The organism is Pseudomonas putida, from assembly GCF_002906855.1.
Classification (GTDB): Bacteria; Pseudomonadota; Gammaproteobacteria; order Pseudomonadales; family Pseudomonadaceae; genus Aquipseudomonas; species Aquipseudomonas putida_N.
Map to the genome: position 1 here is coordinate 1,399,202 of NZ_MINI01000028.1, position 14,235 is coordinate 1,413,436.

14 protein-coding genes are annotated in these 14,235 nt (G+C 63.9%); all 14 read left to right on the forward strand.

Annotation, left to right across the window (positions count from 1 at the left end):
• The first annotated feature begins 53 nt into the window (after window positions 1-53).
• Window positions 54-2,183, forward strand: coding sequence for a flagellar biosynthesis protein FlhA (gene flhA, locus BGP85_RS06885; RefSeq protein ID WP_103446499.1), 2,130 nt, complete (start codon window positions 54-56; stop codon window positions 2,181-2,183).
• Window positions 2,184-2,194: 11 nt separating this feature from the next.
• Window positions 2,195-3,502 (forward strand): flagellar biosynthesis protein FlhF, encoded by a 1,308-nt coding sequence (gene flhF, locus BGP85_RS06890; protein WP_103446500.1) that lies wholly within the window; start codon window positions 2,195-2,197, stop codon window positions 3,500-3,502.
• A 93-nt stretch (window positions 3,503-3,595) separates the two neighbouring features.
• The gene (gene fleN, locus BGP85_RS06895) at window positions 3,596-4,429 is read left to right on the forward strand and encodes a flagellar synthesis regulator FleN (protein WP_103446501.1); all 834 of its coding nucleotides are present in this window, start codon (window positions 3,596-3,598) and stop codon (window positions 4,427-4,429) included.
• Window positions 4,426-5,166, forward strand: coding sequence for an RNA polymerase sigma factor FliA (gene fliA, locus BGP85_RS06900; RefSeq protein WP_103446502.1), 741 nt, complete (start codon window positions 4,426-4,428; stop codon window positions 5,164-5,166). The genes fleN and fliA overlap by 4 nt, the downstream gene beginning before the upstream one ends.
• Before the next feature lie 104 nt (window positions 5,167-5,270).
• Window positions 5,271-5,645, forward strand: coding sequence for a chemotaxis response regulator CheY (locus tag BGP85_RS06905; protein WP_103446503.1), 375 nt, complete (start codon window positions 5,271-5,273; stop codon window positions 5,643-5,645).
• Between the two features lie 18 nt (window positions 5,646-5,663).
• Complete coding sequence (locus BGP85_RS06910) at window positions 5,664-6,452, forward strand: protein phosphatase CheZ (RefSeq protein ID WP_103446504.1); 789 nt, start codon at window positions 5,664-5,666, stop codon at window positions 6,450-6,452.
• Between the two features lie 12 nt (window positions 6,453-6,464).
• Window positions 6,465-8,684, forward strand: coding sequence for a chemotaxis protein CheA (locus BGP85_RS06915; RefSeq protein ID WP_103446505.1), 2,220 nt, complete (start codon window positions 6,465-6,467; stop codon window positions 8,682-8,684).
• A 47-nt stretch (window positions 8,685-8,731) separates the two neighbouring features.
• Window positions 8,732-9,862, forward strand: coding sequence for a protein-glutamate methylesterase/protein-glutamine glutaminase (locus tag BGP85_RS06920; RefSeq protein WP_103446506.1), 1,131 nt, complete (start codon window positions 8,732-8,734; stop codon window positions 9,860-9,862).
• Window positions 9,862-10,602 (forward strand): flagellar motor protein, encoded by a 741-nt coding sequence (locus BGP85_RS06925; RefSeq protein WP_103446507.1) that lies wholly within the window; start codon window positions 9,862-9,864, stop codon window positions 10,600-10,602. The genes BGP85_RS06920 and BGP85_RS06925 overlap by 1 nt, the downstream gene beginning before the upstream one ends.
• A gap of 3 nt (window positions 10,603-10,605) precedes the next feature.
• The gene (gene motD, locus BGP85_RS06930) at window positions 10,606-11,451 is read left to right on the forward strand and encodes a flagellar motor protein MotD (RefSeq protein ID WP_103446508.1); all 846 of its coding nucleotides are present in this window, start codon (window positions 10,606-10,608) and stop codon (window positions 11,449-11,451) included.
• 172 nt (window positions 11,452-11,623) lie between these two features.
• Window positions 11,624-12,415: a ParA family protein gene (locus BGP85_RS06935; protein ID WP_103446509.1), complete on the forward strand. Its 792-nt coding sequence runs from the start codon at window positions 11,624-11,626 to the stop codon at window positions 12,413-12,415.
• Window positions 12,412-13,296 carry a CheW domain-containing protein gene (locus BGP85_RS06940; protein WP_103446510.1) on the forward strand — a complete coding sequence of 295 codons (885 nt, stop codon included), beginning with the start codon at window positions 12,412-12,414 and terminating at the stop codon, window positions 13,294-13,296. Before BGP85_RS06935 ends, BGP85_RS06940 begins: the two co-directional genes overlap by 4 nt.
• A gap of 43 nt (window positions 13,297-13,339) precedes the next feature.
• Window positions 13,340-13,819: a chemotaxis protein CheW gene (locus BGP85_RS06945; RefSeq protein ID WP_016393802.1), complete on the forward strand. Its 480-nt coding sequence runs from the start codon at window positions 13,340-13,342 to the stop codon at window positions 13,817-13,819.
• 1 nt (window position 13,820) lies between these two features.
• The gene (locus tag BGP85_RS06950; protein ID WP_103446511.1) at window positions 13,821-14,216 is read left to right on the forward strand and encodes a DUF2802 domain-containing protein; all 396 of its coding nucleotides are present in this window, start codon (window positions 13,821-13,823) and stop codon (window positions 14,214-14,216) included.
• Window positions 14,217-14,235: the final 19 nt, after the last annotated feature.

Genomic DNA, 14,235 nt, shown 5'->3' on the forward strand with positions numbered 1-14,235 from the left:
GCCACGCCCAAGCGCCCCTTGGGCGTCAAAGTTTTGCATCAAGAGGACTCGCGGTGGATCGCACTCAGTTAATCAGCAACGCCCGCAACAACCTGGCCGGGCTCGGCCGGGGCAACCTGGGCGTGCCGTTGCTGCTGCTGGTGATGTTGGCAATGATGATGTTGCCGATACCGCCGTTCCTGCTCGACGTGTTCTTCACCTTCAATATCGCCTTGTCGATCGTGGTCCTGCTGGTGTGCGTGTATGCCTTGCGCCCGCTGGACTTCGCGGCGTTCCCGACCATCCTGCTGGTGGCGACCTTGCTGCGCCTGGCGCTGAACGTGGCCTCCACGCGGGTGGTCATGCTCCATGGCCAGGAAGGCCACGGCGCTGCCGGTAAAGTGATCCAGGCCTTCGGTGAGGTGGTGATCGGTGGCAATTACGTCGTGGGTGCGGTGGTGTTCGCCATCCTCATGATCATCAACTTCGTGGTGGTGACCAAAGGTGCCGGGCGTATTTCCGAGGTGAGCGCGCGCTTCACCCTCGACGCCATGCCCGGCAAACAGATGGCGATCGACGCCGACCTCAACGCCGGCCTGATCGACCAGGCCCAGGCCAAGATGCGCCGCGCCGAGGTGGCCCAGGAGGCCGAGTTCTACGGTTCGATGGACGGTGCCAGCAAGTTCGTTCGCGGTGACGCCATCGCCGGCCTGCTGATCCTCTTCATCAACCTGATCGGCGGCATGCTGATCGGTATGCTGCAACACAACATGTCTTTCAGCGATGCCGGCAAGGTCTATGCGTTGCTGACCATCGGTGACGGTTTGGTGGCGCAATTGCCATCACTGCTGTTGTCCACTGCTGCCGCGATCATGGTTACCCGTGCCTCGGGCTCCGAGGACATGGGCAAGCTGATCAACCGCCAGATGTTCGACTCGCCCAAGGCGCTGGGTGTGTCTGCGGGACTGATGATCATCATGGGCCTGGTGCCGGGCATGCCGCACATCGCCTTCCTCAGCCTCGGCCTGCTGGCCGGTGGCGGCGCCTACCTGGTGTGGAAGAAGCAGCAGAAGGTCAAGCTCGAAGCGCAGAAGGAAGCGCAGCGTCAGCAGGACTTGCTGCCGTCGCCGCAGCGCGCACTGGATACCAAGGAGCTGGGCTGGGACGACGTGACGCCGATCGACATGATCGGCCTGGAAGTCGGCTACCGCCTGATTCCGCTGGTCGACCGCAATCAGGGTGGCCAGCTGCTGGCGCGGATCAAGGGCGTACGCAAGAAGCTTTCCCAGGACCTGGGCTTCCTCATGCCGACCGTGCACATCCGCGACAACCTCGACCTGCAGCCCAGTGCCTATCGCCTGACGCTGATGGGTGTGATCTTGGCCGAGGCCGAGATTTACCCGGACCGCGAGCTTGCGATCAACCCCGGCCAGGTATTCGGCACCCTCAACGGTATCGCCGCGCGCGACCCGGCATTCGGCCTGGAGGCGGTGTGGATCGACATCGGCCAGCGCGCCCAGGCGCAGTCGTTGGGCTACACCGTGGTCGATGCCAGTACCGTGGTTGCCACCCACCTCAACCAGATCCTGCAGAAGCACTGCCACGAGCTGATCGGCCATGAAGAGGTCCAGCAGCTGTTGCAGGTATTGTCGAAAGCATCGCCTAAACTTGCTGAAGAGCTGGTGCCCGGTGTCATTTCCTTGTCGGGGCTGCTCAAGGTCCTGCAAGCGTTGTTGTCCGAACAAGTGCCGGTGCGTGACATCCGCAGTATTGCCGAGGCCATCGCCAACAATGCCGGCAAGAGTCAAGATACCGCCGCGCTGGTGGCGGCAGTGCGCGTCGGATTGTGTCGTGCCATCGTCCAAAGCATTGTCGGCGTTGAGTCCGAGCTGCCTGTGATCACCCTTGAGCCAAGGTTGGAACAGATCTTGCTCAATAGTTTGCAAAGGGCCGGGCAAGGTCAGGAAGACGGTGTTCTTCTTGAGCCGAGCATGGCCGAAAAGCTGCAGCGTTCGCTGATCGACGCCTGCCAGCGCCAGGAAATGCAAGGCCAACCGGCCATTCTTCTGGTAGCTGGCCCGATCCGTGCCATGTTGTCGCGTTTCGGTCGCCTGGCTGTACCGAATTTGCATGTTCTGGCGTATCAGGAAATACCGGATAACAAGCAAGTCACCATCGTTGCCACAGTGGGCCCCAACGGCTGAGGTAGTGGGTTATGCAAGTCAAGCGTTTTTTCGCCGCCGATATGCGTCAGGCCATGAAGCTGGTCCGTGATGAGCTGGGCTCCGATGCCGCCATCATCGGCAACCGCCGCATCGCCGGTGGTGTCGAGCTGACCGCCGCGCTGGACTACAAACTATCCGCGCTGGCGCCGCGCGTGCCCAACGTCGAGTTGGAAGAAGAGCTGCGCAAGACCCAGTCGCGCATTGCCACTGCCCAGGCCGAGCTGGACAACCGCGCCGAGGCCACCGAAGGCAGCCGCCAATTGTTCGCCGGCCAGTCGCTCACCGCTGCCGAGCCCTTGATCGAACCACATGTCGATGCCCCGGCAGCGGCTGCCGCGCCTGCCCCGGCCCCGGTCGACCCGCGCCTGTTCGACGCCATGCGTTCGGAGCTGTCGGGGCTGCGTGAGCTGCTCGAAGTGCAGCTCGGCTCGCTGGCCTGGAACCAGCTGCAGGGCAGCAAACCGGCCCAGGCCAATCTCTGGCGTCGCCTGCAGCGCATTGGCCTGTCCGGCCCGATCGCCCGCGAGCTGCTCGACCTCACCCATGAGATCGAAGAGCCGCGCCAAGCATGGCGCATGCTGCTCGCGCACCTGGCGCGGATGATCGAAGTGCCCCAGGTCGAACCGATCGAAGAGGGCGGGGTGATCGCCATGGTCGGCCCGGCCGGCATGGGCAAGACCACCACCCTGGCCAAGCTGGCGGCGCGTTACGTGCTCAAGTACGGCCCGCAGAACCTGGCCTTGGTGAGCATGGACAGCTTCCGCATCGGTGCCCAGGAGCAGCTCAAGACCCTGGGGCGCATCCTCAATGTGCCAGTGACCTACGTCGATCCGGGCCAGTCGCTGGCAGCCGCGTTGGAGCCATTGCTGCGCAAGCGCGTGGTGTTGATCGATACCGCTGGCCTGCAGGCCAGCGACCCGGCCCTGCGCATGCAACTGGAAACGCTGGCCGGGCGTGGCATTGCCGCGAAGAATTACCTGGTGCTGGCTACCACCAGCCAGAAGCAGGTGCTGACCGCTGCCTACCACAGCTACAAGCGCTGCGGCCTGGCTGGCTGTATCCTGACCAAACTCGATGAAACGGCGAGCCTCGGCGACGTGCTGAGCCTGGCCATCAGTCATGAACTGCCCGTGGCCTACCTCACTGACGGCCCGCGCATTCCTGACGACCTTCACCTGCCGCGCCCGCACCAGCTGGTGACCCGCGCGGTCAACGTGCAGTTGCAGGACGAGCCCAGCGAAGAGGCGATGGCCGACATGTTCGCTGATCTCTACCACAACCCGCGGCGCGCAGGTTGAGGATGAAGCGTATGCAAAGTACCTACATTCCGGGGTTGGCAGTACTACCCCGCGTGTGGCTTGGGTCCAAGCGAGACAAGGTAAACAACGAACATGGGTAGCATGCATCCCGTCCAGGTGATCGCCGTCACCGGTGGCAAAGGTGGCGTCGGCAAGACTAACGTTTCAGTGAACCTGTCCCTGGCACTGGCCGAACTCGGCCGCCGGGTGATGTTGTTGGACGCCGACCTTGGCCTGGCCAATGTTGACGTATTGCTGGGTCTCACCCCAAAACACACCCTGGCCGATGTCATCGAGGGGCGCTGCGAGCTGCGCGATGTGCTGTTGCAGGGGCCTGGCGGTGTGCGCATCGTGCCGGCCGCCTCCGGCACCCAGAGCATGGTGCACCTGGCCCCGGCCCAGCATGCCGGGCTGATCCAGGCCTTCAGCGAGCTCGGCGACAACCTCGACGTGCTGGTGATCGACACCGCTGCGGGTATCGGTGACTCGGTAGTCAGCTTCGTGCGCGCGGCCCAGGAAGTGCTGCTGGTGGTGTGCGACGAGCCGACCTCGATCACCGATGCCTACGCGCTGATCAAGCTGCTCAACCGCGACTACGGCATGAACCGTTTCCGCGTGCTGGCCAACATGGCGCAGAGCCCGCAGGAAGGGCGCAACCTGTTCGCCAAGTTGACCAAGGTCACCGACCGCTTCCTTGACGTCGCCCTACAATATGTCGGCGCCGTGCCGTACGACGAGAGCGTGCGCAAGGCGGTGCAGAAGCAGCGTGCGGTGTATGAGGCCTTCCCTCGCTCCAAGTGTGCCCTGGCCTTCAAGGCCATCGCACAGAAGGTCGACAGCTGGCCGCTGCCAGCCAATCCGCGCGGGCACCTTGAGTTCTTTGTCGAGCGCCTGGTGCAACCCACCAGCGCAGGACCCGTGCTATGAACGCGAGCGGCTTCAAGATGTACAGCAAGGCGTCGAAAGACGCCCAGTTCGAGCTGGTGGAACGCTATGCGCCGCTGGTCAAGCGCATCGCCTACCACTTGCTGGCACGCCTGCCGGCCAACGTCCAGGTCGAGGACCTGATCCAGGCCGGCATGATCGGCCTGCTGGAAGTGGCCAACAAGTATGACGCCAGCAAGGGCGCCAGCTTCGAAACCTACGCCGGCATCCGCATCCGCGGGGCGATGCTCGACGAGGTCCGCAAGGGCGATTGGGCACCGCGTTCGGTGCACCGCAATACGCGCATGGTCAGTGACGCGATGCGCGCCGTGGAAGCAAGAACTGGCCGCGACGCTAAAGATCATGAAGTTGCTGCCGAACTCCAATTGAGTCTCGATGATTACTACGGGATTTTGAACGATACCTTGGGGAGCCGCCTGTTCAGTTTCGACGACCTGTTGCAGGACGGCGAGCACGAAGGGCTGCACGAGGACGGCGCCAGTGGCCAGGTCGAGCCGTCGCGCGATCTGGAAGACGAGCGCTTCCAGGCTGCCCTGACTGATGCGATCGCCAACCTGCCGGAGCGTGAGCGCCTGGTGCTGGCGCTGTACTACGACGAAGAGCTGAACCTCAAGGAAATCGGTGAGGTGCTGGGGGTCAGCGAATCGCGAGTCAGCCAGTTGCACAGCCAGTGTGCCGCGCGCCTGCGCAGCCGCCTGGGGGAATGGCGGGCGCGTTGAGCCCGGGGTCGTTGCAGTCGTTTTCCACGTTGTACCGAATATGAATACGCGTGCTCGGGGCCGAGCGCGTTTGAGACTGCTTGGAGGTCTACTTGAACAAAGACATGAAAATCCTCATCGTTGACGACTTTTCGACGATGCGGCGGATCATCAAGAACCTGTTGCGTGACCTGGGCTTCACCAACACCGATGAAGCCGATGACGGCACCACCGCGCTGCCGATGCTCGAAAGCGGCCATTACGACTTCCTGGTGACCGACTGGAACATGCCGGGCATGTCCGGTATCGATCTGCTGCGCAAGGTCCGTGCCCACGATCGGCTGAAGACCATGCCGGTGCTGATGGTGACTGCCGAAGCCAAGCGCGACCAGATCATCGAAGCGGCCCAGGCCGGCGTAAACGGTTACGTGGTCAAGCCATTTACCGCCCAGGTGCTCAAAGAAAAGATCGAGAAGATCTTCGAACGCGTCAACGGCTGAGTTACGTCAGGGGGCGCCATGGAAACAACACAGACGTCTTTGGGGGAGTTCGAATCGACCCTGAAGAAACATGCTCAGGAGCTGGTCGAGAGCCTGGAACGGGGGCGTTTCGGCGAGGCGGTGCAGCTGATTCATCAGCTCAACCAGACCCGCGACCGTTGCCTGTATCAGGAAGTCGGCAAGCTCACCCGTGAGCTGCACAGCGCGATCGTCAGCTTCCAGATCGACCCGCGTATGCCGCAGGCCGAGGAAGTCTCACAGATTACCGATGCCACCGAGCGCCTGTCCTACGTGGTCAAGCTCACCGAGGGTGCCGCCAACCGCACCATGGATCTGGTGGAGGAGAGCACGCCGGTGCTCAACGACCTGGCTGCCGAGGCGCAAGGCCTGAGCGTCGACTGGCAGCGCTTCATGCGCCGCGAAGTCGCAGCGCCGGAGTTCCGCGAGCTGGTCAAGCGCGTCGACAGTTTCCTGACGCACAGCGCCGAGGGCAACCGCAAGGTCGCCGGCCACCTCAACGACATTCTGCTGGCCCAGGACTATCAAGACCTGACTGGCCAGGTGATCAAGCGCGTGACTGCGCTGGTGACCGAAGTGGAAAGCAATCTGCTCAAGCTCGTGCTGATGGCCAGCCAGGTCGACCGGTTTGCCGGTATCGAACACGACCACCAGCAGCTGCGCGCTGAAAAAGATGAAGAAAAACATCCGACTCGGGGTGAAGGTCCGCAGATTCATGCCGATAAGCGTGAAGACGTTGTGTCCGGTCAGGACGACGTCGACGATCTGCTGTCCAGCCTGGGTTTTTAAGGAGCACGTTTAATGAGCTTCGGCGCCGATGAAGAAATCCTTCAGGATTTCCTGGTAGAAGCCGGCGAAATTCTTGAGCAACTGTCCGAGCAACTGGTCGAGCTGGAAAGCCGGCCCGACGATGCCGACCTGCTCAATGCAATCTTTCGCGGTTTCCACACTGTAAAAGGGGGCGCCGGCTTCCTTCAGCTGAACGAGCTGGTGGAGTGCTGCCACATCGCCGAGAACGTGTTCGACATCCTGCGCAAAGGTGAGCGCCGGGTCGACGCGGAACTGATGGACGTGGTGCTCGAGGCACTGGACACGGTCAACAGCATGTTCGGCCAGGTGCGTGAGCGCAGCGAAGTGACCCCGGCCACCCCGGAGCTGCTGGCGGCCCTGTCGCGCCTGGCGGAACCTGCCAGCGCCGATGCCCCGGCAGCAGTGGTCGAGGCTGCAGCGGAGCCGGTGGCCGCCGAGGCGGACATCACCGACACCGAGTTCGAGCAGCTGCTCGACTCGCTCGACGCGGTCAAGGCCGAAGCGGCCGCTGCCGAAGCGCAGATGCAGGGCGAGACCCTGGGCGGCGCAGGTGACGACATCACCGACGCCGAGTTCGAATCGCTGCTCGACCAGTTGCATGGCAAGGGCCAGTTCTCGCCGGAAGTGGCCGCTGCCGAAGCGGTGGTCGATGCCAGTGCGCCGGTGAGCGACGAAATCACCGACGAAGAATTCGAGTCGTTGCTGGACCAGTTGCACGGCAAGGGCACCTTCCAGGCCGATGCCTTGCCGGCTGCCACTGCGGCAGTGGAAAGCGTTGTCGCGACCGCCAGCAGTGACGAGATCACCGAGCACGAGTTCGAAGCGCTGCTGGACCAGTTGCACGGCAAGGGCAAGTTCACCGGTGAAACCGTTGCTGCCGAAGCGCCTGTCACCGTGGCAGCACCGGTTGCGGCCGTGGCGCAAAGCCAACCGGGCGCCAGGCCTGCTGCAGCCCCGGCTGCCGCTGTACCTGCCGCCGCCGCCAAGCCGGCCGCGCCAGCCCGCAGTCCGGCTCCGGCCGCGGAAAAGCCTGCCAGCGAAGCGGAAACCACCGTGCGTGTCGACACTGCGCGCCTGGACGAGATCATGAACATGGTCGGCGAACTGGTGCTGGTGCGTAACCGCCTGGTGCGCCTGGGCCTGAACAGCGGCGACGAGGCCATGTCCAAGGCCGTGTCCAACCTCGACGTGGTCACCGCCGACTTGCAGACCGCGGTGATGAAGACCCGCATGCAGCCGATCAAGAAGGTCTTCGGCCGCTTCCCGCGCCTGGTCCGCGACCTGGCTCGGCAACTGAAGAAAGAGATCAACCTGGAGCTGGTCGGTGAAGAGACCGACCTCGACAAGAACCTCGTCGAGGCCCTGGCCGACCCGCTGGTGCACCTGGTGCGCAACGCGGTCGACCACGGTGTCGAGATGCCGGATGAGCGTGAAGCCTCTGGCAAGGCCCGGACCGGCCACGTGGTACTGTCGGCCGAGCAGGAAGGCGACCACATCCTGCTGTCGATCTCCGACGACGGCAAGGGCATGGACCCGAGCATCCTGCGCGCCAAGGCCGTGGAAAAAGGCCTGATGGACAAGGACGCGGCCGATCGCCTGAGCGAGTCGGACTGCTACAACCTGATCTTCGCCCCGGGCTTCTCGACCAAGACCGAGATCTCCGACGTGTCCGGCCGCGGTGTCGGCATGGACGTGGTGAAGACCAAGATTTCCCAGCTCAACGGCTCGATCAACATCTTCTCGGCCAAGGGCCAGGGCTCGAAGATCGTCATCAAGGTGCCGCTGACCCTGGCGATCATGCCGACCCTGATGGTGATGCTGGGCAACCAGGCGTTCGCCTTCCCGCTGGTCAACGTCAACGAGATCTTCCACCTCGACCTGTCGCGCACCAACGTGGTCGACGGCCAGGAAGTGGTGATCGTGCGCGACAAGGCACTGCCGCTGTTCTACCTCAAGCGCTGGCTGGTTCAGGGCCAGGTGCATGAGGAGCAGCGCGAGGGCCATGTGGTGATCCTCTCGGTCGGTACCCAGCGTATCGGCTTCGTGGTCGACCAGCTGGTGGGCCAGGAAGAGGTGGTGATCAAGCCGCTGGGCAAGATGCTGCAGGGCACCCCGGGCATGTCTGGCGCCACCATCACCGGTGACGGCCGTATCGCGCTGATTCTCGACGTGCCGAGCATGCTCAAGCGTTACGCGGCACGGCGTATCTGATTTTCGGCGGCGCACCCTGGCGGGTGGCGCCGCCTAATGGAGTGTTTATGGCAGTCAAGGTCCTGGTGGTGGATGATTCCGGTTTCTTCCGCCGCCGCGTTTCGGAAATCCTCTCGGCGGACCCGACGATCCAGGTGGTCGGTACCGCGACCAACGGCAGGGAAGCGATCGACCAGGCACTGGCGCTCAAACCCGATGTCATCACCATGGACTACGAAATGCCCATGATGGATGGCATCACCGCCGTGCGGCACATCATGCAGCGCTGCCCGACGCCGGTGTTGATGTTCTCCTCGCTGACCCATGAAGGCGCCCGCGTCACCCTCGACGCGCTGGATGCCGGTGCGGTGGATTACCTGCCGAAGAACTTCGAAGACATCTCGCGCAACCCGGAGAAGGTCAAGCAGTTGCTGTGCGAGAAGGTGCATACCATCTCGCGCAGCAACCGCCGTTTCGGCGGCTACACCAGCCATGCACCGGTCAGCGCAGCTGCGCCGGCCGCCAGCCATGCACCCGCCAGCAGCCTGGCCAGCGCCGCGCCGGTCCGTCCTGCCGCGCCAGCCCGTGCGGCGGTACCGGCAGCGGCCGCGGCGCATGCCCCGGCCCCCAAGCGCAAGCCTTACAAGCTGGTGGCGATCGGTACCTCGACCGGCGGCCCGGTGGCCCTGCAGCGGGTGCTGACCCAGCTGCCGGCGAGCTTCCCGGCGCCGATCGTGCTGATCCAGCACATGCCCGCCGCCTTCACCAAGGCATTTGCCGAACGCCTCGACAAGCTGTGCAAGATCAGCGTCAAGGAAGCCGAGGACGGCGACATGCTGCGCCCGGGCCTGGCGCTGCTGGCCCCAGGCGGCAAGCAGATGATGATCGACGGCCGTGGCACGGTGAAGATCCTGCCGGGCGACGAGCGCCTGAACTACAAGCCGTGCGTGGACATCACCTTCGGCTCGGCGGCCAAGTCCTACGGCGACAAGGTGCTGTCAGTGGTGCTCACCGGCATGGGCGCCGATGGTCGCGAAGGCGCGCGCCTGCTCAAGCAGGGCGGCAGTACCGTGTGGGCCCAGGATGAGGCCAGCTGTGTGATCTACGGCATGCCCATGGCCATCGTCAAAGCCAACCTGGCGGACGCGGTGTACAGCCTGGATGAAATCGGCAAACACCTGGTCGAGGCTTGTGTCTGATGGATGTGCTCAGCCTGATTGGCCTGATCCTGGCGTTCGTCGCCATCGTCGGTGGCAACTTCCTTGAAGGTGGCCACGTCGGTGCCTTGCTCAATGGCCCGGCAGGCCTGATCGTGCTCGGTGGCACCCTGGCGGCGGCACTGCTGCAGTCGCCGCTGTCGGCGTTCAAGCGCGCATTGCAGATCCTGCGCTGGATCTTCTTCCCGCCGCGGGTCGACCTGGCCGGTGGGATCGACCGGGTGGTCAACTGGAGCCTGACGGCGCGCAAGGAAGGCCTGCTCGGCCTGGAAGGCGTGGCCGATGCCGAACCCGACCCGTACGCCCGCAAGGGCCTGCAACTGCTGGTCGATGGTGCCGAGCCTGAATCGATCCGCAGCATCCTCGAAGTCGACTTCCTGACCCAGGAAAGCCGTGATATCCAGGCCGCCAAGGTGTTCGAGAGCATGGGCGGCTACGCCCCGACCATCGGTATCATCGGTGCGGTCATGGGCCTGATCCACGTCATGGGCAACCTGGCCGACCCGTCGCAGCTGGGCAACGGCATTGCCGTAGCTTTCGTCGCCACCATCTACGGCGTGGCCAGTGCCAACCTGATCCTGCTGCCGATCGCCAACAAGCTCAAGGCCATCGTCATGCGCCAGTCGCGCTACCGCGAGATGCTGCTCGAAGGCCTGCTGTCGATCGCCGAGGGCGAGAACCCGCGCTCGATCGAATTGAAGCTGCAAGGCTTCATGGAGTAAGCCATGCGCCGTCGCCGTCATACCGAGGAGCACGAGAATCACGAACGCTGGCTGGTGTCGTACGCCGACTTCATCACCTTGCTGTTCGCCTTCTTCGTGGTCATGTATTCGATCTCCTCGATCAACGAGGGCAAGTACAAGGTCATCTCGCAAGCGCTGCTCGGGGTGTTCAACGACCCTGAGCGGAGCATGAAGCCGATCCCGATTGGCGATGAGCAGCCGCTCAGCGTGAAACCGGCAGAACCCTTGATCAAGGACAGCGAGCAGACCGATGCGGGCCTGGCCCAGACCAGCATTGACCCGCTGAAGGCCATCAGCGACGACGTGCGCGATGCCTTCGGCGACCTGATCAAGTCCGACCAGATGACCGTGCGCGGCAACGAGCTGTGGGTGGAGATCGAGCTCAACTCGTCCTTGCTGTTTGGCAGTGGCGATGCCATGCCCAGTGACAAGGCATTCACCATCATCGAGAAAGTCGGCAACATCCTCAAGCCGTTCGCCAACCCGGTGCACGTCGAGGGCTTCACCGACAACCTGCCGATCCGCACGGCGCAGTACCCGACCAACTGGGAGCTGTCGGCGGCGCGGGCGGCGAGCATCGTGCGCCTGCTGGCCATGGAAGGGGTCAACCCGGCGCGCATGGCCTCGGTGGGCTATGGCGAGTACCAACCGGTGGCCAGCAACGACACCGCCGAAGGGCGTGCGCGCAATCGCCGGGTCGTGCTGGTGATTTCCCGTAACCTCGAAGTGCGCCGCAGCCTGACCGGCACAGGCAGTGCCAATGCCACCCCGGACTCAGCCTTGCGCCGGGCTGGCACACAAAGTGCACCGCCAGCCGCACGGCAGTAATTCGCCAATTCTCCGGCACCGGGTTGTCGTGGTTACGCGGCGCGGTCTTTGTAGGAGCGGGCTTGTCCCGCGAATGAGGCGACGCGGTGAATGGCACGGGCTGCGCCCGTGTTCGCGGGACAAGCCCTCTCCTACAGGGAGGGGGAACAATCAATGAGTCAAGAGTTGTCCTATGAGAGTCTGGGCAGTAGCCAATCAAAAAGGCGGCGTGGGCAAGACCACGACCACCATCGCCCTGGCCGGCCTGCTGGCCGAGGCGGGCAAGCGCGTGGTCGTCGTCGACCTCGACCCGCATGGCTCGATGACCAGCTATTTCGGGCACAACCCGGATGCCCTGGAGCACAGCTGCTACGACCTGTTCCTGCACAAGGGCAGCGTGCCCGAAGGTCTGCCGGGGCAGCTGTTGCTGCCCACCAGCGATGAGCGTATCTCGCTGCTGCCGTCGAGTACCGCATTGGCCGTGCTGGAGCGTCAGTCGCCCGGGCAGAGTGGCCTGGGCCTGGTGATCGCCAAGAGTCTGGCGCAGTTATGGCAGGATTTCGACTTTGCGCTGATCGACAGCCCGCCCTTGCTCGGCGTGCTGATGGTCAACGCCCTGGCAGCCAGCCAGCAGCTGGTGATCCCGGTGCAGACCGAGTTTCTGGCGGTGAAGGGCCTGGAACGCATGATCGGCACCTTGGCCATGATCAACCGCTCGCGCAAGCAAGCGCTGCCTTACCAGATCGTGCCGACCCTGTTCGACCGCCGTACCCAGGCTTCGCTGGGCACCCTCAAGGTTTTGCGCGATACCTATGAACACCAGGTGTGGCAGGGCTACATCCCGGTCGATACGCGCCTGCGCGATGCCAGCCGCAATGGCGTCACGCCGTCGCAGTTCGATGGCAAGAGCCGTGGCGTGATCGCCTACCGGGCACTGCTCAAGCACATGCTCACCTACAAGCCGGCCGCGCAGGTGGCTTCATGAACCGGCCTGTGGGTACCAAGCCGCAACTGGCCCTGCAGTCCTACCTCGATGGGTTGTTGCAGGAGGCCACCGAGGCCGAGGATATCATCGACCTGGCAACGCCTGCCCAGGCGCCCATGGCCAACGACGAATTCGCCGCCGCCGTGCGCGAAGAGCAGGCGCGGGACGCTCGCCATCCAACTCCCGCAGCCAGGCCTTTTGCCGAGCCGCAGGTGAAGGTGCTGCCAGCCGTGCTGCCGGTAGAGCAGCCGGTGGTGGCCGTGGTCGAAACTGAAGTGGTGGCTGAGGCCAGCATCCCGGTGCTGACCGAGGTGCCAGCGCCAGAGCCGGTTGCCCCCCTGGTGGACGTGCATCTGCCAGCGGCAGGCATGGCCGACACGCCAGCCCCACCGGCCAGCGTCGATGGTCGCCCGGCCTGGGCTGCCGAGCCGTTCGAGTGCCTGCTGTTCGACGTTGCCGGGCTGACCCTGGCGGTGCCGCTGGTTTGCCTGGGTTCGATCTACAGCCTGGAAGGCCAGGAGCTGACACCGCTGTTCGGCCAGCCGGACTGGTTCCTGGGTATCCTGACCTGCCAGGCCGGCAACCTCAAGGTGCTGGACACCGCGCGCTGGGTCATGCCCGACCGCTACCGCGACGACTTCCGCCAGGGCCTGAATTATGTGATTTCCGTGCAGGGCTACGAATGGGGCTTGGCGGTGCATCAGGTCAGCCGCTCGCTGCGCCTGGACCCCGCCGAGATCAAGTGGCGCAGCCAGCGTGGCCAGCGTCCCTGGTTGGCCGGCACGGTCATCGAACACATGTGTGCACTGCTCGACGTCGCCGCACTGGCCGAGCTGATCGCCAGCGGCGCGGTCAAGCAGTTGCATGCCAAACAGAAATGACACCGAACACAACCGCCAACAGCGGATTTAGAGGGCTAGGGGAATGAAAAAGTCGTCTGCGCAAGGTTCTGAAGATCCGATCCTGCAGTGGGTAACCTTCCGTCTGGACAACGAGTCCTACGGCATCAACGTCATGCAGGTGCAGGAAGTACTGCGCTACACCGAGATCGCTCCGGTGCCGGGCGCGCCAAGCTATGTGTTGGGCATCATCAACCTGCGCGGCAACGTGGTGACGGTGATCGACACTCGCCAGCGCTTCGGCCTGATGCCGTCGGACGTGACCGACAACACCCGCATCGTCATCATCGAGGCTGACAAGCAAGTGGTCGGCATCCTGGTCGACAGCGTGGCCGAGGTGGTGTACCTGCGTCAGTCGGAAATCGAAACCGCGCCGAACGTGGGTAATGAAGAGTCGGCCAAGTTCATCCAGGGCGTGTGCAACAAGAACGGCGAATTGCTGATCCTGGTCGAGCTGGACAAGATGATGACCGAGGAAGAGTGGTCCGAGCTGGAGAACATCTGAGTTGATCTTCGAGGTGGCGGTAATCTTGCTGGCGCTGCTGTGGGCCTTGAGCCTGTGGTTCTTCCTCAACTACAGCAAGCGCCAGCGCGAACTGGCGGCGCAGCAGGCCGTGGGCGATGCCCTGCGAGACCAGCGCATCAAGGACCTGGCCAAGCGCCTGGACGACTACCAGAACGGCACCGTGCGCATGGGTGAGGCCATCCATGAACTGCGCGCGACCGTGGCACCGCTGCCAGAGAAGCTGCAGCAGCTGGAGCAGCGCGACCCCAACAGCGTGACCTTTACCCAGGCCGCCAAGCTGGTGGGCATGGGGGCGAGCGTGGCGGAACTCACCGAGACCTGCGGCCTGACCCAGGCCGAGGCGGAGTTGATGAGCAAGCTGCACCGCGGCGAGTGAAACACGAAGGGCGCCGGAA

What these genes read in the sequence shown, in the direction of transcription:
- fleN (WP_103446501.1), top strand. Translation starts at nt 3,596, where the DNA reads ATGGGTAGCATGCATCCCGTCCAGGTGATCGCCGTCACCGGTGGCAAA.
- BGP85_RS06905 (WP_103446503.1), top strand. Translation starts at nt 5,271, where the DNA reads ATGAAAATCCTCATCGTTGACGACTTTTCGACGATGCGGCGGATCATC.
- BGP85_RS06940 (WP_103446510.1), top strand. Translation starts at nt 12,412, where the DNA reads ATGAACCGGCCTGTGGGTACCAAGCCGCAACTGGCCCTGCAGTCCTAC.
- motD (WP_103446508.1), top strand. Translation starts at nt 10,606, where the DNA reads ATGCGCCGTCGCCGTCATACCGAGGAGCACGAGAATCACGAACGCTGG.
- BGP85_RS06910 (WP_103446504.1), top strand. Translation starts at nt 5,664, where the DNA reads ATGGAAACAACACAGACGTCTTTGGGGGAGTTCGAATCGACCCTGAAG.
- BGP85_RS06945 (WP_016393802.1), top strand. Translation starts at nt 13,340, where the DNA reads ATGAAAAAGTCGTCTGCGCAAGGTTCTGAAGATCCGATCCTGCAGTGG.
- BGP85_RS06915 (WP_103446505.1), top strand. Translation starts at nt 6,465, where the DNA reads ATGAGCTTCGGCGCCGATGAAGAAATCCTTCAGGATTTCCTGGTAGAA.
- BGP85_RS06935 (WP_103446509.1), top strand. Translation starts at nt 11,624, where the DNA reads ATGAGAGTCTGGGCAGTAGCCAATCAAAAAGGCGGCGTGGGCAAGACC.
- BGP85_RS06925 (WP_103446507.1), top strand. Translation starts at nt 9,862, where the DNA reads ATGGATGTGCTCAGCCTGATTGGCCTGATCCTGGCGTTCGTCGCCATC.
- fliA (WP_103446502.1), top strand. Translation starts at nt 4,426, where the DNA reads ATGAACGCGAGCGGCTTCAAGATGTACAGCAAGGCGTCGAAAGACGCC.
- BGP85_RS06920 (WP_103446506.1), top strand. Translation starts at nt 8,732, where the DNA reads ATGGCAGTCAAGGTCCTGGTGGTGGATGATTCCGGTTTCTTCCGCCGC.
- flhF (WP_103446500.1), top strand. Translation starts at nt 2,195, where the DNA reads ATGCAAGTCAAGCGTTTTTTCGCCGCCGATATGCGTCAGGCCATGAAG.